Annotated in this window: 19 protein-coding genes; 12 read left to right on the forward strand and 7 right to left on the reverse strand. The window is 62.3% G+C overall.

Annotated elements, in window-relative coordinates:
* Nucleotides 1-31: 31 nt before the first annotated feature.
* Entirely contained in the window at nt 32-508 is a 477-nt protein-coding gene (locus AB4K19_RS19390; protein ID WP_375229872.1) for a MarR family winged helix-turn-helix transcriptional regulator, read from the reverse strand.
* Nucleotides 509-610: 102 nt separating this feature from the next.
* Between AB4K19_RS19390 and AB4K19_RS19395 the strand changes: the two genes are divergently transcribed.
* From AB4K19_RS19395 to dacB, 7 genes are all read left to right on the forward strand, one after another.
* Nucleotides 611-979: an antibiotic biosynthesis monooxygenase family protein gene (locus tag AB4K19_RS19395; protein ID WP_375229873.1), complete on the forward strand. Its 369-nt coding sequence runs from the start codon at nt 611-613 to the stop codon at nt 977-979.
* 35 nt (nt 980-1,014) lie between these two features.
* A complete protein-coding gene (locus AB4K19_RS19400; protein ID WP_375229874.1) occupies nt 1,015-1,464 on the forward strand; it encodes a hypothetical protein in 450 nt (149 codons plus the stop codon).
* A 103-nt stretch (nt 1,465-1,567) separates the two neighbouring features.
* Complete coding sequence (locus tag AB4K19_RS19405; protein ID WP_375229875.1) at nt 1,568-3,658, forward strand: pentapeptide repeat-containing protein; 2,091 nt, start codon at nt 1,568-1,570, stop codon at nt 3,656-3,658.
* An 88-nt stretch (nt 3,659-3,746) separates the two neighbouring features.
* The gene (locus AB4K19_RS19410) at nt 3,747-5,048 is read left to right on the forward strand and encodes an alpha/beta hydrolase (RefSeq protein WP_436398589.1); all 1,302 of its coding nucleotides are present in this window, start codon (nt 3,747-3,749) and stop codon (nt 5,046-5,048) included.
* 3 nt (nt 5,049-5,051) lie between these two features.
* On the forward strand, nt 5,052-5,531 hold the full coding sequence (locus AB4K19_RS19415; RefSeq protein ID WP_436398591.1) for an MOSC domain-containing protein: 480 nt from the start codon (nt 5,052-5,054) through the stop codon (nt 5,529-5,531).
* A gap of 57 nt (nt 5,532-5,588) precedes the next feature.
* Nucleotides 5,589-6,191 carry a nicotinate-nucleotide adenylyltransferase gene (locus tag AB4K19_RS19420; protein ID WP_375229878.1) on the forward strand — a complete coding sequence of 201 codons (603 nt, stop codon included), beginning with the start codon at nt 5,589-5,591 and terminating at the stop codon, nt 6,189-6,191.
* 83 nt (nt 6,192-6,274) lie between these two features.
* Nucleotides 6,275-7,789 carry a D-alanyl-D-alanine carboxypeptidase/D-alanyl-D-alanine endopeptidase gene (gene dacB / locus AB4K19_RS19425; RefSeq protein WP_436398594.1) on the forward strand — a complete coding sequence of 505 codons (1,515 nt, stop codon included), beginning with the start codon at nt 6,275-6,277 and terminating at the stop codon, nt 7,787-7,789.
* A 27-nt stretch (nt 7,790-7,816) separates the two neighbouring features.
* Here dacB and AB4K19_RS19430 read toward each other — a convergent pair whose 3' ends face one another.
* Nucleotides 7,817-8,248 (reverse strand): hypothetical protein, encoded by a 432-nt coding sequence (locus AB4K19_RS19430; RefSeq protein ID WP_375229880.1) that lies wholly within the window; start codon nt 8,246-8,248, stop codon nt 7,817-7,819.
* 109 nt (nt 8,249-8,357) lie between these two features.
* Between AB4K19_RS19430 and AB4K19_RS19435 the strand changes: the two genes are divergently transcribed.
* Nucleotides 8,358-9,095 (forward strand): helix-turn-helix domain-containing protein, encoded by a 738-nt coding sequence (locus AB4K19_RS19435; protein ID WP_436398595.1) that lies wholly within the window; start codon nt 8,358-8,360, stop codon nt 9,093-9,095.
* A 12-nt stretch (nt 9,096-9,107) separates the two neighbouring features.
* On the opposite strand, the gene AB4K19_RS19440 is transcribed toward AB4K19_RS19435, so the two are convergent.
* Entirely contained in the window at nt 9,108-9,476 is a 369-nt protein-coding gene (locus tag AB4K19_RS19440; RefSeq protein WP_375230940.1) for a tellurite resistance TerB family protein, read from the reverse strand.
* Nucleotides 9,477-9,649: 173 nt separating this feature from the next.
* Here AB4K19_RS19440 and AB4K19_RS19445 point away from each other — a divergent pair, with 173 nt between their 5' ends.
* Entirely contained in the window at nt 9,650-11,233 is a 1,584-nt protein-coding gene (locus tag AB4K19_RS19445; RefSeq protein ID WP_375229882.1) for a lysine--tRNA ligase, read from the forward strand.
* A 60-nt stretch (nt 11,234-11,293) separates the two neighbouring features.
* Nucleotides 11,294-11,695, forward strand: coding sequence for a DUF4864 domain-containing protein (locus AB4K19_RS19450; protein WP_375229883.1), 402 nt, complete (start codon nt 11,294-11,296; stop codon nt 11,693-11,695).
* A gap of 3 nt (nt 11,696-11,698) precedes the next feature.
* Here the strand turns inward: AB4K19_RS19450 and AB4K19_RS19455 are convergent, their stop codons facing one another.
* Nucleotides 11,699-12,367, reverse strand: coding sequence for a hypothetical protein (locus AB4K19_RS19455; protein WP_375229884.1), 669 nt, complete (start codon nt 12,365-12,367; stop codon nt 11,699-11,701).
* Nucleotides 12,368-12,509: 142 nt separating this feature from the next.
* Here AB4K19_RS19455 and AB4K19_RS19460 point away from each other — a divergent pair, with 142 nt between their 5' ends.
* Nucleotides 12,510-12,767 (forward strand): zf-TFIIB domain-containing protein, encoded by a 258-nt coding sequence (locus AB4K19_RS19460; protein WP_436398596.1) that lies wholly within the window; start codon nt 12,510-12,512, stop codon nt 12,765-12,767.
* Nucleotides 12,768-12,771: 4 nt separating this feature from the next.
* Here AB4K19_RS19460 and AB4K19_RS19465 read toward each other — a convergent pair whose 3' ends face one another.
* Nucleotides 12,772-13,197 (reverse strand): hypothetical protein, encoded by a 426-nt coding sequence (locus AB4K19_RS19465; RefSeq protein ID WP_375229886.1) that lies wholly within the window; start codon nt 13,195-13,197, stop codon nt 12,772-12,774.
* 469 nt (nt 13,198-13,666) lie between these two features.
* On the opposite strand from AB4K19_RS19465, the gene AB4K19_RS19470 reads away from it, so the two are divergent.
* Complete coding sequence (locus tag AB4K19_RS19470) at nt 13,667-14,086, forward strand: type II toxin-antitoxin system HicB family antitoxin (protein ID WP_375229887.1); 420 nt, start codon at nt 13,667-13,669, stop codon at nt 14,084-14,086.
* A 1-nt stretch (nt 14,087) separates the two neighbouring features.
* Here the strand turns inward: AB4K19_RS19470 and uvrB are convergent, their stop codons facing one another.
* Both uvrB and AB4K19_RS19480 read right to left on the reverse strand, forming a co-directional pair.
* Nucleotides 14,088-16,289, reverse strand: a complete 2,202-nt coding sequence (uvrB, locus tag AB4K19_RS19475; protein ID WP_436398597.1) for an excinuclease ABC subunit UvrB — start codon at nt 16,287-16,289, stop codon at nt 14,088-14,090.
* A 103-nt stretch (nt 16,290-16,392) separates the two neighbouring features.
* Complete coding sequence (locus AB4K19_RS19480; RefSeq protein ID WP_375229888.1) at nt 16,393-16,596, reverse strand: hypothetical protein; 204 nt, start codon at nt 16,594-16,596, stop codon at nt 16,393-16,395.
* Between the last annotated feature and the right edge of the window lie 3 nt (nt 16,597-16,599).

Below are 16,599 nucleotides of genomic sequence, written 5' to 3' on the forward strand. Positions count from 1 at the left end.
ACAGCCGGCGCCGGTGTTGCCCTGCGGGCTGTCAGGTGTCTGACGGGGGTGGTGCTGTGTCTTCGAGGCGTGTCCGCAGAAGGCTGATGACCCGCTGAGCGGCGGCCAGGTCATCCTGTGCGAGCCCCTCTGACAGCGCGTTCACCCAGGGGATCTGCCGCGCCAGTGCGGCGTCATAGAGCGCCTGTCCCTTGGGCGTCATGGCAATCAGGTGCGCCCGTTTGTGCTGGGGATTGGGGCGGAATTCCAGAATGCCTTCTCGGTTCAGTTCATTTACGATGCGCTGCACGCCCTGCCGGTGCACGCCCATGTTTCTGGCGTGCCAGGCGACAGATTCGGGCTGCGGAGCATAGGCCACCGCGCCCAGGATCTGCCACCGCGCACTGGTCAGTCCCAGTTCCGAGACCAGCCTGTCGCCTTCCAGCTGAAGGCGCCCGTTCAGCCGGAAAACGTCCAGAATCAGCGTGGTTACGGCCTCTCCGGCCCCGGTGTGCCGGGTTTCTGACATGGCAGACTCCTCAAAATAATTGACAACGTGTTGTCATTGTGATGTATCGACTTTAATTGACAACATGACACCAAATTCCCGTAGCCCGCAAGGACAACCGATATGGTCACCATCTCGCCCCTGAACCCCGCTTTTCCGATTGACCAGCAGATGGCCGTCGACGCGGGCCCCGTCGTTCTGGTCAACCTGTTCACGGTGGACCCGGACGATGAAGCGGCCCTGATTGATGCCTGGCGCAGTGATGCCATGTGGATGAAACAGCAGCCCGGCTACATCAGCACCCAGCTGCACCGGGCGGTGGGCGACGGCAGCATGTATCTGAACTACGCGATCTGGGAGACAGTCGCCGATTTCCGCGCGGCCTTTTCGGACCCGTCGTTTCAGGCGCATCTGGGCAAGTACCCGCAGAGCGCTGTGACCGCGCCGCATCTGTTTGAAAAGGTCGCCGTGCGCGACTGCTGCACAGCCTGACCCGCGCGCGCCGGTCCGGAGAACGGAGATTTGAGATGAAAACCAGAATACACGCTGTTGCCGGGGGGATCGGATTTCTGATGATCCTGACTTTCTGGACCTCGACCGTTATCAGTGAGCTTTTTGCCGGACCGGACACGATTGCGGCGGTCAAGGCCATGATCCTGAAGGGCATGATCCTGCTGATCCCGGCGATGGCCATCGCGGGTGGGTCGGGCATGGCCATGGGGCGGCGCCGCAAGGATGCGCTGACGCGGGCCAAGAAACGGCGGATGCCGATTATCGCGGCAAACGGGCTGCTGATCCTGGTGCCTGCGGCCTGGTTTCTGGCGGGCAAAGCGGCAGCAGGCGCATTCGATACCGTTTTTTATGCTGTTCAGGCGGTGGAGCTCATCGCCGGTGCGGCGAACCTCAGCATGATGGGGCTTAACATCCGCGATGGTCTGCGTATGACCGGGAAACTGCGGCGGCCCCGCCCTCAGTAACAGGCCCCCGGCATGGCCAGCGCACACAAAGCTTGCCTGAAACGCCGCGCCAGGCAATCGTTATGCGTGTGACCGGCCATCGGCCGGCGGGGCGGGGGTGCGCATGGATACCGAACAGCGGATTGCGAAGATCAACGAGTTGTCGCTGCATCTGCGCAGCATCTGGATTGGTCTGCTGCTGGCGCTGGTGTTTGTCGGCATCACGCTGATGGGGCACCGGGACGCGGATTTCTTTGCCTTTGGCGCGGCGACGACGCTGCCCGTGGTGAGCGTGGATGTGAACCCGGCGGCGTTCTTTCTGGCCGCGCCCGTGCTGATCACCGCGATCTATGTGTATCTGCATATTTTTCTGATGCCGCTGTGGGATCACATCGGCGAAGCGGCCCCGGATGACGGGACCGGCACGCTGCCGCTGAGCGACCGGGTGGCGCCGACGATTTTTGCGCTGGCGGCGATCTGGTACCGGGGGCGGACGCGTGCGGACGGGTCCATGGCCCCCAGTGTGCTGGGCGCGAGTATTGTTGGCATTGCGCTGGCACTTGGCTGGGCGTTCGGGCTGTTTGTGCTGCTGGTGGTCTGGATCCGGGGCATGCCGCTGCATGATTTCACCATGACGCTTGTGGCGGCGGTCTGCCTGTGGGCCGCGTCGGTGGTGGGCCTGCTGTCACTGCGCGCGGCAGAGGGCCGGATGCGGGGCCTGCCGCGGGAACATATGGCGCGGGTGCGGCCCGGGCTCGTTGTCTCTCTGGCGGCTGTGCTGCCGGTCATGGTGCTGGCCTCCTGGGAGCGCACACGAGGGGGGCTGCTGGCCGCCGCAGGTGTGCCGCCCGCCCTGCAGATCCCGCTGGCCCGTGCCGATCTGCGCGAGGCAGAACTGACAAAACGCCCCGCGGACTGGCAGCCTTTTGACCTCTTTCTGCTGGCCGCGGGCGTGACCGGGGACACATCACCGGAACGTATCGCTGATGTCCGGCGGCTCTGGCAGAACCGGCTGGACACGCTGGAAGCGCCGGATCTGACGGGCCGGGATCTGCGTGGTGCGGATCTGACCAATGCGTTCCTGCCCGGTGCCAACCTGAAGGGCGCTGACCTGACGGGGGCGCAGATGCAGGACGCGACGCTCTCGGGCGTGAACTTCCGGGGCAGCACCTTTGACGGCGTCAGCCTGCGGCACGCAGAGCTGCAGGGCGCGGTTCTGTCCGGGCTGAAGATCGACCGGTCGGACTTTTCGTTCGCCCTGATGGCGTTCAGCGATCTTTATGCCTCGCGCATTCTGGAAAGCAGTTTTTCCCATGTTGATCTGAGCGGCGCGGACCTGGGTGAAACCCTGTTCCTGGGGTCGTCTCTGGTGCGGGTTCAGCTGTATCGCGCCAAACTTGAAAACGCGGCATTCGTCCGCTCGGAAATGCCCTATACAAGCTTCATCGACGCCAATCTTTCTGGGGTCTTTGCTGGTGAGACACAGTTCGGCCAGTCCGATTTTTCCGGGTCCAATCTCAGCTACAGCACTTTTCTTGACAGCGATCTGACCTATTCACGGTTTCAGGGGAACACGGTCCTGGAGACCTGTTTTGTGGTCTCGAACCTGGCGGGTGCCAGCTTTGAGAATGTGCAGCCCGGCGGGGACCCCGAGTATAGCGTACCGTTCAGTTTTGCCGGCAGCAGTCTGACGGACGCAGAACTGTCCGGGCTCGCAGGGGTTCTGAAGGGCGGTATGGTCACACAGGCATGGGGTCATGCCGATACGGCCCTGCCAGACGGAATGGATGCCCCCGCACACTGGTCTGATGCACCGCTTGGCGGCCTTGGGGGTGGGGGCAAACTGACGCCGGTCCCGCCCTGGTTTGAGCGCACGCGCCAGCGCAGCGCAGCCGCGCAGGCGGAGGACGATGCCTCCAACCTGTCAGTTATTATTGATGATGGCTGGAAAGGCTGGGTCGAGCAGGCCCGCCCGGTGACGGCCGACGGGTATCCGTGCGGCGTCGACTGGGACGGCAGGGAGAGCCTGCGGGGAGGGGTTCTTGACCTCTGGTACATCGACTACACGACCCTCGAGGAGGAGGTGTACCGGATCATGTCACGCGAATGGATGGAAGGCGACCTGGAGCAATGGGGCGATTTGCCGGACCTGCCTCCGCCTGTCATGGAGGATGACCTGGCTCCGGACCCTGCAGAGGATGTGGCGGCGGAGTAATTCCTGCAGAACCGCCGGCGTGCGGATGTGATTTTGATATTTCGTTCTGACGTGTTAGCGCTGGTCCGGGTCGCAACAGGGAGTGCCCATGAAATACCTCGCGCTGCTGTTTGCCGGTCTGGCGTTCCTTCTGTCGGCCTGCGGCATCCGGGACGCCGTTCTGGCACCGCCCCCCAACATCTATTCAACCGGCACGAATTATCCGACCAACGCGGTGCCGCTGCCGCTGCGTACGGTGTCGCCACCCATCTTCTTTGTCACGGACCGGGCACCAGAAGAAAAGCCGGACGGCATGCTGACTTATGGCGCGGAGCGGTCGGAATCCATGGCCTTTGGTGCCGCGCGCGTGCGTTTCGGCGCGAGCGACTGGGACGATCTGGTGGCGCGCACCCACGTGGACGGCAAGCGCAACCTCTCTGATCTCAGCGTTGAGGATGTCGAGGAAATCGTACGCTTCAGATCGGTCCCGCTGGCCACGTCGCGCACCGAAGGGGAACTGATTTTTGACGCAGCGGAAAAGGCGGAATACGACGCACGGGGCGCTGATTTCCAGGCTGCCATCCGCGCCGAGATCGCCAGGACGGGCAACCGGCGCATTCTGGTGTTCACCCACGGTGTGCGAAATGATTTCGACCGTTCCATCACCTCGCTGGCCAACCTGTGGCACTATGTCGGTCGCGGCAGTATCCCGGTGGCTTTCGCCTGGCCTGCGGGCAACGGCGGGCCGCTGGGATATTTCCGGGACCGTGAGGCAGGGAATTTCAGCGTGTTCCATGCCAAGGAATTCCTGCGGCTTCTGGCAGAGATGCCGGAGGTCGAGGACATTGATATCGTGGCGCATTCGCGCGGTACGGACGTGATGGCCAAGGCGCTGCGCGAACTGGTGATCTATCACCGGGGTCGGGGCGAACCGCCCAAAACGGCCATGAAAACCGGCACGCTGATCCTTGCGGCAGCTGATCTGGACACCGGTGTGGTGCGCCAGCGGCTGCAGGCGGAACGGTTCGCCGAAGCCTTTGAACAGATCAACATCTACATCAACCCTGCGGATGCGGCATTGCGGCTGGCGAGCATTCTGACAAGTGTGCCGCGGCTTGGTTCAGCCACATCAGACGTTTTGTCGCCCGAAGCTATTCAGCGGCTGCGCAAATCGGAACTGGTGCATTTCATCCGCGTCGAGAACATCAGCGGACGGGGGCATTCCTATTTCCGTGACAACCCGGCGGTGCTGTCAGACATTGTGCTGGCGCTGCGCACGCGGGCCTTCCCGGGGGGGACACTGCGGCCGCTGGAACTGGACGACGACGGGTTCTGGCAGCTGCATCCCAACTATCCGCTGGAACGTCTGCCGGATCTTGTCGACACTTTTGTCAGCGGCTCGGACCGCTGAGGCATGCAGATGCAGGAGATGATCCGGCGTCATGCGCAGCCCGGCCAGCTGGAGGCCATTCTGCTGCGCCCGGAGCGACGCAGGGAGGTTGTGACGGTAGCGCAGGCCAGTGTGGGGCCGCGTGGGCTGGAGGGCGATCACGGAGCATCTGAAAAACGCGCGGTGACGCTGATTCAGGCGGAGCATCTGGCGGTGATCGGGGCGCTGCTGGGCACCGGTCCGGTGGCGGCGGAAGATCTGCGGCGCAATCTGGTAGTGTCGGGCATCAACCTGTCGGCGCTGCGGGGCCGGCGGCTGCGTATCGGCAGTGCCGAGCTGGAGCTCACAGGCATCTGTGCACCGTGCAGCCGGATGGAGGAGGCCTTTGGTCCCGGCGGGTATTCTGCGGTGCGGGGGCATGGCGGGATGTGCGCGCGCGTTGTTGTGCCGGGCACGCTTAGCACCGGGGACAGCGTGGTGTCGCAGGACGCGGGCGGGCATTGACAAAAGACCGCCGGCCCCGTTGAACGGCGGAGGTCTGGCAATGGCAGAGGCACGGGAATGGGGATGGGTTTTCCCACAGCGGGCAGAGGTGAGGTGGTCGGCCTTCTGGGCGGGTCCTTTGACCCTGCGCACGAGGGCCATGTGCACCTCACACTGGAAGCGATGAAACGCTTTGGCCTGACCCGCGTCTGGTGGCTGGTGAGCCCGGGCAACCCGCTGAAAGAGCGCGGTCCGGCCCCGCTGGAACAGCGGATGACGCGCGCGCGTGCGCTGATGCAGCATCCGCGTGTCACGGTCACCGATATCGAGGCACGGCTGGGCACACGCTATACGGCACGCACGATCAGGGGGCTGCAGCGGCACTATCCCGGCGTGCGGTTTGTCTGGCTGATGGGCGCGGATAATCTGGCGCAGCTGCATCACTGGCAGGACTGGGAATGGATCATGCGCAATGTGCCGGTGGGCGTACTGGCCCGCCCCGGTGACCGGATTTCCGCACGGATGAGCCATGCCGCCCGACGGTTCCGCCAGTACCGCATCGCGGGCCGCTCCAGCCAGCTGCTGGCGGCTGCTGACGCACCCGCCTGGTGTTTTGTGAACGTGCCGATGGTGGCACAATCCTCCTCTGCGATCCGGGCGGCAGGGGGCTGGTCCGCCTGAGGGACCGTCTGGCGGTTTTGTGACCGGCATTGTGATGCGTCAGACGGTTGTGCCGGCGCGCGCCCTGGGGTTAACTCGCCCCGATGAGCCGAAGACCTTCATATCAGTTTACGCGCCGTGGCTTCCTGGCCGGTGCCATGGCAGCCCTTGCAACACCGGCGCTGCCCCAGGGGCTGCTGACCTCACCGCGCCCGGTGTACCGGGGTGGGCCGCGTCCGCCCGAAGCGGATGTTCTGGTGCGTGGTGCGGGCATCAGTGGTGACGTCACCTTTGCCGTGGCGGATGCCGCGACCGGCGACATTCTGGAGGCGCGCGGGCAGGACAGTCTGATCGCACCCGCCAGTGTTACCAAGGCGATCACGGCGCTTTATGCGCTGGATGTGCTGGGCGCAGAACACCGCTTCCGCACGCGGCTGATGGTCACCGGAACGGTCACAGACGGTATTCTGGACGGGAACCTGATCCTGGTGGGGGGATGCGATCCGACGCTCGACACCCGTGGGCTGGCGCTGCTGGCTATGCGGCTGAAAGAGGCGGGTATCCGCGAGGTGCGCGGCGCCTTTGTCGTGCATGAAGGACCAGTTCTGTCGGTGCGCGCAATCGATCCGGGCCAGCCGGATCACGTAGGCTATAACCCGGCGGTGTCGGGCATTGCGCTGAATTTCAACCGGGTACATTTCGAATGGAAACGCACCTCTGGCGATTACACGTTCACCATGGATGCCCGGGCGGGCAAGTACCGCCCCGCGGTGGATATCGCGCGCATGTCAGTCGCCGAGCGCGGCCAGCCCGTCTATACCTATGAGGATGCGGGTGGGCGCGACAACTGGACGGTGGCGCGTGGTGCGCTGGGCCGCGAAGGGGCACGCTGGCTGCCGGTGCGACGACCGGGGCTCTATGCGGGTGAGGTCTTTGCCACGCTGGCCCGGTCGAATGGGATTGTTCTGAAACCCGCAGCCGTGATCAGCACACTGCCTGAAAGTGCTGCGGAGGTCGCGGCGGTGGAAAGTGCGCCGCTGAGCGAGGTGCTGCAGGCGATGCTCAAGTTCTCCACCAATCTCAGTGCCGAGATGGTGGGCCTTGCCGCAACAGAAAAACGCGCAGGCAGGGTCCCGACACTGGAGGCCTCGGCTCGCGAAATGAACGCCTGGGCGCAGAAGAGCCTCGGGATGGTGGCCCCGGCCTTTGCCGATCATTCGGGCCTGGGCAGCGCCAGCCGCGTGAGTGCGGCGGATATGGTGCGGGGCCTTGGCGCGCTGGGACACGCATCGCTGCTGCGGCCGTTGCTGAAAGCGGTCAAACTGCTGGATGCCGAAGGGCGGCCCACAAACAATCATCCCGTCAAAGCGGATGCCAAAACCGGCACGCTGAACTTTGTCTCGGGGCTGGCAGGTTATGTAACAGCCACCGACGGGCGGGAGCTGGTCTTTGCCTATTTCTCTGCCGACGAGGATATCCGCGCGACACTGACCCGCGCTGAACGCGAACGCCCGCCGGGCGGGCGCGCCTGGGCCAGCCGGTCGCGCCGCCTGCAGCGGAAACTGATCATGCGCTGGGGTACTGCCTTCCGCGATCAGACGGCAGAACTGGCGGAATAGCCGCTGGGACCATAACCGGCAGTCACGTCAGGTGGCAGCCGGAGCATCGGCCGGACGCCACAGCGGGCCAGCGGCCACCATCAGCACCAGCGTGTTAAAGAACGCGTTGCTGGCGTTGCCGGAAGCCACTGAGCCGGCGGTGTCCACCACAAACCATACCAGCAGACTGCTCAGCACCGCCCGGCGCACGCCATCGGGGCAGGTGTCATAGACGTGGGTGGCCAGCTGCCAGATCAGCACCCCCCAGCCCAGCAGGAAACCCCCGGCCAGCGCACTGAGAAACCGCGTATCCGGATGTGTCCAGGTGGTGGCCCCGTCGGGCGGCCAGGCGAGCAGATCCAATGTGAACCGGGCGGGCTCCGCGGTGGCTGCAAAGCTGCCCAGGGCGAAGACCGGGCCAAAGGACCCCACGATTACTGCGGTGACGCGGAGCCAGGATTTATGCTGTTGCGGGGTCATGATGTTGCTCTCCTCTGAAACCTGGCAGCGGGGTCGCACGGACCGGGTAAGGCGCGCAATTACCTGCCAGGTAACTGACAGCGCCTGCGCAATATGCGATCGTGGGCGCATGAGCGATTTTTCCCATGTGCTGAAAACCTGGCGCGGAATGCGGCGGCTGAGCCAGCTGGATCTGGCGCTGGAGGCAGGCGTCTCGGCGCGGCATATCTCGTTTCTGGAGACCGGGCGGGCGCGCCCGAGCCGCGAAATGGTCGAACGGCTCGGAGAGGCAATGGCGCTGCCGCTGGAGGCGCGCAACCGGATGCACACCGGCGCAGGCTTTGCGGCGCGTTATGCCGGGCGGACCTGGGACGACGCGGAACTTGCCCCGATCCGCCGCGCGGTCTCCCATACGCTGGCACGGCACGCGCCCTTTCCGGCCATGGCGATTGACCGGGTTTGGACGGTGGTTCAGATGAACCCGCCTGCCGAGGCTCTTTTCGCGCCACTTGGGCTGGCGCCGGGCGGGAGCTTTCTGGAGCTGATGGTCTCGGATCACCTGCCGCGGCTGGTGGAGAACTGGCCTGAGGTGGCGCACCATGCGGCCCGGCGGCTGCGCACGGAAAGCGTCGCACAGGGCGGTGTGCCGGCGCTGGACGCCGTGGCGGATCACCTCGCGCGGGAGGCGGTTCCCGGCGATGGCGCAGGGCCGGTGCTGCCTGTTCTGCTGAATACCGGCACACAGCGCCTGGCGCTCTTTGCCACCATTGCACGCTTTGGCACGCCCGGGGATGTGACGCTGGATGATCTGCAGATCGAGCTGTGGTTTCCTGCCGATGCAGAGACGGAGGCCTATTTCGGCGGTTGAGCCGCCGCGCGGTCAGGTCAGATGCCGCGCCCGAGCGCCGCGTTCGATGGCTGCTGCGTGCAGCCGGTCCAGCGCAAGCTCATAGCGGATTTCCTCCAGCAGGCGTAGTTCCGCCTCGCCAAGGCTGCCATCGGCTGCCGCCACATCGCAGGCCAGCGCATAGGCCGTCTCAAAGAGCCGCTCCGGCAGGGCCTCGCGGATCAGACCGAACAGCGCATCGAGACCGTCTTCCTGTTCAAAGAGGTCAAACACGACCTGGCTCACGACGCTCATGCGGTCTGCATCATATTCCGCGAAGATCGGCAGCATCTGCACCGCCGCCTCAATTTTCACCAGTTCGGCGGTCCGGATATCTGCATCAGAGGCGGACACGGCGATCATCAGGGCAACAAGGCTGTCCTGGGCGGTAAACGCGTGGGGCGAATTGTCGGGCACGGGGCATCTGCTTTCACTGGTAACGGAATACCCGCAATTTATTGACGCCACCCGGCCAAGGCAATAGGGACGGGCAAAACCCTGCGCATGGGGCGCGGGACCAAACCCCGGAGTGGAAAATGTCTGAGATCCGTGACGCCGCGATGACCAGCAAAGCATGGCCTTTTGAGGAAGCGCGCCGGGTGCTCAAACGCTATGCCAAGGCGCCGCCGGAAAAGGGCTATGTGCTTTTCTCCACCGGGTACGGGCCCAGCGGTCTGCCGCATATCGGCACCTTTGGCGAAGTGCTGCGCACGACCATGGTGCGCCGTGCGTTTGAGCAGATCTCTGACATTCCGACCAAACTGATCTGTTTTTCGGACGATCTGGACGGCATGCGCAAGGTGCCGGGCAACGTGCCGCAGCAGGACATGCTGGCGGAGCACATGCACAAGCCGCTCACGGATGTGCCGGACCCTTTCGGCACGCACGAAAGCTTTGGCCATCACAACAACGCCATGCTGCGCCGGTTTCTCGATACGTTTGGCTTTGACTATGAGTTCTATTCTGCGCGGGAGTTTTACCGGTCGGGGCAGTTTGATGACGTGCTGCGCCGGGCCGCCGAGCGCTATGACGATGTGATGAAGGTGATGCTGAAGTCGCTGCGCGAAGAGCGCCAGCAGACCTATTCGATCTTTCTGCCGATCCATCCGGAGACCGGGCGGGTGCTTTATGTGCCGATGAAAAACGTCGATGCGGTGAACCACACGGTCACATTTGATGATGAGGATGGCCGTGAATGGACGCTGCCGGTCACAGGCGGCAACGTGAAGCTGCAGTGGAAGCCGGATTTCGGAGCGCGCTGGGCAGCACTTGGCGTGGATTTCGAGATGTATGGCAAGGAACATGCAACCAACACCGCGATCTATGACCGGATCTGCGAGATCCTGGGCGGCAAAAAGCCGGAGCATTTCAGCTATGAGCTGTTCCTGGACGACAAGGGGCAGAAGATTTCAAAGTCTTCCGGGAATGGCATCTCGATCGACGAATGGCTGAGCTATGCCAGCACCGAAAGCCTGTCGTACTTCATGTTCCAGAAGCCCAAAACGGCCAAGCGGATGTATTTTGACGTCATTCCCAAGGCGGTGGATGAATACCATCAGCAGCTGCGGGCTTATGTGGGGCAGGATGTAGTTCAACGGTTAAACAATCCTGTCTGGCACATCCATTCAGGTGATGTTCCGACGTCAAATATGGTGGTGCCCTTCTCGATGCTGCTGAACCTGGCGAGCGTTTCGGCGGCCGAGGACAAATCGCAGCTCTGGGGCTTTATCCAGCGCTATGCACCTGAAACCAATGCGGAAAACAATCCTGACATGGATGCTGCTGCGGGCTTTGCCGTGCGCTATTACAATGATTTTGTGAAACCGGGTAAGGTGTACCGCCTGGCCACAGATCAGGAGCGCGAGGCGTTGCAGGATCTGCGGGATCAGCTGGCGGCCTGGGACGGTCCGGTGGATGATGAGGCGCTGCAGTCGGTCGTCTATGCCTGCGGCCGCGAGCGGTTTGACCCGCTGCGCGCCTGGTTCACAGCGCTCTATGAGGTGCTGCTGGGCGCCAGCCAGGGACCCCGGTTTGGCGGGTTCATCGCCTTGTACGGTGTGCAGGAAACCATTGCCCTGATCGATGCTGCCCTTGCGGGTGAACTGGTAAAAGACACCTGAAACTCTTGCCGGACGGGCCGCGTGACTTACCCTGAGGGATGAACCTCGGGGAGACATGTTATGCGTTCAGGCATTTTCGGAGTGATCACGGGTATCCTGCTGGCCTGCGCCGCGCAGGCAGAACCGGCGGATATTCAGGCCACAATTGACCAGCAGCTGAGAGCCTTTGAGGCTGATGATTTCGACGCGGCGTTCACCTATGCCAGCCCGAACCTGCAGCGTCTGTTCCAGACACCGCAGAATTTCGAACGCATGGTCACGCAGGGCTATCCCATGGTCTGGCGCTATTCGGGGTTCCGGTTTCTGGAGCTGCGCGAGCAGGGTGGTGCGCTTTGGCAGCGCGTGATGATCACCGATGACAAGGGAGCGATCCACATCCTGGACTACCGCATGCTGGAGACGCCCGAGGGATGGCGCATCAACGGCGTTCAGATCCTGGACAGTTCCGAGATGAACGCCTGAGCGTCAGAAGTCGCGCCAGAGCCCGATTTTCAATGCGTCATCTCCCCCGCCGGAAACAGCGAATTCCGCGCCGATCTGGATCGTATAGGTCCCGCCGCGGGGCTGCCACAACAACGACGGCGCCAGATCCGAAAAGACCTGACCATCCTCAAAGGTGTTGAACATCTGGATCATGCCTTTGACCGTTTTCGCGATGGGCATGCCAAAGGTGCCGTCGATCTTGATCCGTTCCTCGGCCGGGGCCCGCGGCAGATTTATGCTGGCATCCACCGCCGCCCAGCCCCAGCTGTCGCGCCATTTCACGCCGCGCCCCCAGCTGAGCCCGGCCTCCAGCGCAGGAGAGAAAATCCCGTTGGTATAGCGCCCGCCCAGCCCCAGATGCCCGGCAAAACGGTGCGTCTGGTCAGTGGGCCCGATGGGCATGCGCACAAAGAACACGCCTGATCCGTTCTGCTGCCCGGTCCGGTCCAGCCCCAGACTGATATCAGCCCCCACCGTGTGACGGGGCGTCAGGCCATATTCCAGATACAGACTGCCGGAGTAGTCGCGCTCCTGCGTGGCCGTGGCCGAGACGGAGGCGAACCCTTTGCCCTCTTCACGCAGCCAGGCACCGGCCAGGGCTGTTTGCCCGCCCGCAAGGCAGAGAACGAAGGCCAGAATGGCGGTGCGCATCAAAATCCTTTCCGCCGGCCAACATGGTTAACGGGGGTTAAGAAATGGTTACCGGGAAGATGCGCATTTTACCGAAACGCCCGATGAAAAATGCCGGTGCGCACCCTATCTCAGAGGGGTGAAATCAGGAGGAGAGACAGCCATGCAATGCCCCGTTGACGGAGAAACCCTTGTGATTGCCGAGCGCAGCGGCGTCGAGATCGACTATTGCCCGCGCTGCCGGGGCGTCTGGCTGGACCGGGGCGAGCTGGACAAGATCATTGACCGCAGCGATGCCCAGGCAGGGCATGCGGCACCGCCACGCCCCGCACCGGGCGGATACCGCGGCGGCTACAAGCAGACCGGCTACAAAAAGAAAAAGCGCGGTCTGGGGCTGCTGGAAGAGATCTTCGACTTCTGATCGCTCAGACGCCGGCCTCGGGCCGGCAGGCGCGGAAGGCCGCAACCGGTTCTGCGGCACCTGCGAGCGGAAAGGTGACCTTGGCCGTGCCGAGGATCGCAGTGGCTGTTGCGTTATACTGCAACCCGTTCAGGACATTGCCAAACCCGCGGTCCTGCACCGTGACGCTGCGCCCGTCGCGGGATGCCATGTGCCGGTCGGTGGCGATGCTGATCGGCAGATCACCGTCGAAGCGCATGGCAAACACGGGCGCGCTGTCAAAGGGCAGGTCCCGGCGAATGGTCACGGTATAAAGCGGCTGGGTCGGGTCATAGGTCAGCTCGATCTCCGCCTGCGGCGTGCTGTGGGTCAGAACGCAGGGAAGGCCGGGGGTGAACTCCCAGGCGGCGGCGGGGGTGGCGAGCAGGGTGAGGGCGATGAGTGTGCGCATGGGGGGGAGGTAGCCGGAGAACGCTGGAAATCCACCAGAGGCTTTGCTGTGCAAAGCCCGCGCCCGACCATCGTCCTATGGCGCTTTGAACATTGCCTTGCGTTAATGCAAGTATGTTGAAGTGTTGCGATTGAGACTCGCTGGATGTTCAAGAAGGGTCAACCAGACATAAAATGCTGGAAATTCGGCAACTAGTGGTTACCTATCAATCGCATGGCAAAGGCCGCAAAGACGCTGAAACAAATGAAGACCAATCCTAGAAAGGATTGGAAAATTGCCGATCTGGAAAAGGTATGCTCGAACTATGGTGTGGAAATGAAAGCACCTACTTCTGGAAGTCACTACAAAGTATGTAGTCCGTTGATACGAGACATTCTTACTGTTCCAGCAAGACGACCAATTAAACCGCCTTATATCAGGCAGTTTGTGTCATTCATTGAGGCACACATTAGTTTGGCGGAGGGAACCGATGATTGATCAATCAGAATACGCAATCGTTGTATTAAAGCTTTCGGATGATGACGGAGGGGGCTTTATCGGATTTGTTCCGGATTTGCCTGGTTGCATGTCAGACGGCGAAACGCAGGATGAAGCGCTTAGAAACACCGTTGAAGCGGTGGGAGAGTGGATCGAGACCCAACTGGAGCGAGGAATCGAATTGCCGGTGCCCGGTGCTGCATCCGAGGCTGCAAGAATTCGGGAAGGTAAGTTGAAAGACGCAATTGCGTCTCTTGCGGAGTACAATCGCGATGCCGACGAACAAATCGCGGTGCTAGAGCGAAAGTTAACGGAATTGATCGCTGTCTTGCGCGCTGATGATGGTGGTATACCGTCGAAATTTACGGCTTTTCAGGTTGTTCCTAAAATACAAAAGAAAATCGCACACTAATTCACCGACCCCGCTTCTTCCGCTTAACCCCGCCGCGCATCCCTCCGCGGCCCATGGTGCTGCGGCCTGAGGCTTTCTGGGCATCGTCCACGGCCTTTTCCACCGCGTATTGCCGGGCCATCGGGTCGTCGGCGACGGCCAGATCGACTGCTTCCAGACGTTTGACTTCGTCGCGCAGGCGGGCGGCTTCCTCGAACTCCAGGTTCTCGGCGGCCTTGCGCATATCCGCGCGCAGCCCGTCAAGCACGGCCTGCAGATTGCCCCCCGCGAGCGGTTTTTCGACCGTTGCTGTGACGCGGTTCATGTCCACGTCGCCCTTGTAGAGACCGGCGAGAATATCCTCGACGTTTTTCTTAACAGTCTGCGGCGTGATCCCGTGTTCTTCGTTATAGGCCAGCTGTTTGGCGCGCCGCCGGTTGGTCTCGCCGATGGCGCGTTCCATCGAGCCGGTGATGCGGTCGGCGTACATGATCACGCGGCCCTCGGCGTTCCGCGCGGCCCGGCCAACGGTCTGGATGAGCGAGGTTTCCGAGCGCAGAAAGCCCTCTTTGTCCGCGTCCAGAATGGCCACGAGCCCGCATTCGGGAATATCGAGACCCTCGCGCAGCAGGTTGATCCCGATCAGTACGTCAAAGGCCCCCAGCCGCAGATCGCGCAGGATTTCGATGCGTTCGATGGTGTCGATATCCGAGTGCATGTAACGCACGCGGATGCCCTGTTCGTGCATGTATTCGGTCAGATCCTCGGCCATGCGTTTGGTGAGCGTCGTCACGAGCGTACGGTAGCCGTTTTCGGCCACGCGCCGCACCTCGTCGAGCAGATCGTCCACCTGCATCTCGACGGGCCGGATTTCAATTTCGGGGTCAATCAGGCCCGTGGGGCGGATGATCTGTTCGGTGAAAACACCACCGGCCTGTTCGATTTCCCAGCCGGCGGGCGTGGCAGAGACAAAGACGGACTGCGGCCGCATGGCATCCCATTCCTCGAACTTCAGCGGGCGGTTGTCCATGCAGGAGGGCAGGCGGAACCCGTGTTCGGCGAGCGTGAATTTGCGCCGGTAGTCGCCTTTGTACATGCCGCCGATCTGCGGGACAGAGACATGGGATTCGTCTGCAAAAACAATGGCATGATCGGGAATGAATTCGAAGAGCGTGGGGGGCGGCTCGCCCGGTGCACGGCCCGTCAGATAGCGCGAATAGTTCTCGATCCCGTTGCAGACGCCCGTGGCCTCCAGCATTTCGAGGTCAAAGTTGGTGCGCTGCTCCAGCCGCTGCGCCTCAAGCAGTTTGCCCTCGCTCACGAGCTGGTCGAGGCGGATTTTCAGCTCTTTTTTGATGCCGATGATCGCCTGCTGCATGGTTGGTTTGGGCGTCACATAGTGGCTGTTGGCGTAGACGCGGATCTGGTCGAAAGTATCGGTTTTCTCGCCCGTCAGCGGGTCGAATTCCGTGATGGATTCCAGTTCTTCGCCAAAGAACGAGAGTTTCCAGGCGCGGTCTTCGAGGTGGGCGGGGAAGATTTCGAGGCTGTCGCCCCGCACGCGGAACGACCCGCGCTGGAAGGCCTGATCATTGCGGCGGTACTGCTGGGCCACCAGGTCGGCCATGACCTGGCGCTGGTCGTACATAGAGCCGGTTTTCAGATCCTGGGTCATCGCGCCATAGGTTTCGACGGAGCCGATGCCGTAGATGCACGAGACCGAGGCCACGATGATCACATCGTCGCGTTCCAGCAGCGCCCGGGTGGCCGAGTGGCGCATCCGGTCGATCTGTTCGTTGATCTGGCTTTCTTTCTCGATGTAGGTGTCGCTGCGCGCGACGTAGGCCTCGGGCTGGTAGTAGTCGTAGTAGGACACAAAATATTCGACGGCGTTGTCCGGAAAGAAGCCTTTGAACTCACCGTATAACTGCGCGGCGAGTGTCTTGTTCGGCGCCAGGATAATCGCCGGACGCTGGGTCTCTTCGATCACCTTGGCCATGGTAAAGGTTTTGCCGGTGCCTGTAGCTCCCAGCAGCACCTGATCCCGCTCACCGGAGGTGACGCCATCGGCCAGTTCGGCAATGGCAGTGGGTTGGTCACCGGCCGGTTCAAATTCAGTGGCCAGCACGAATTTCCGGCCGCCTTCCAGCTTGGGGCGGTCGCGTACATCGGGCGCAGGATTGGAAAGAACAGCGTCAGAACTGTCAGTGTGAGCGTAAGACATATGCAGATTCCCCGGGGTTACTGCCAAGGTGTCATGTTTTGTCAGGGGTTCAAGGGGCCGGCGCAGCAATCCTGACAGGAAATGGCAGGAGGTGCGTGGCGGTTCAGTTGTCTTTGACCGCAGGGTTCAGGACATCATGAAGATCAGCTTCATAGGCGGTCCTATCCGGAATTTCGATGTCTGCAGACATGTCCCGGATGATCTGGTTCATCCCGACGACATGGGAGTTGCCGACCTTGCAGATGAGATTTTCACCGGTGGCTGTCAGTCCTTCGACTGGATCATACATGAGTTTTGCGCGCAGCATGCT

The organism is Roseobacter phycocola, assembly GCF_042055075.2.
GTDB lineage: Bacteria > Pseudomonadota > Alphaproteobacteria > Rhodobacterales > Rhodobacteraceae > Roseobacter.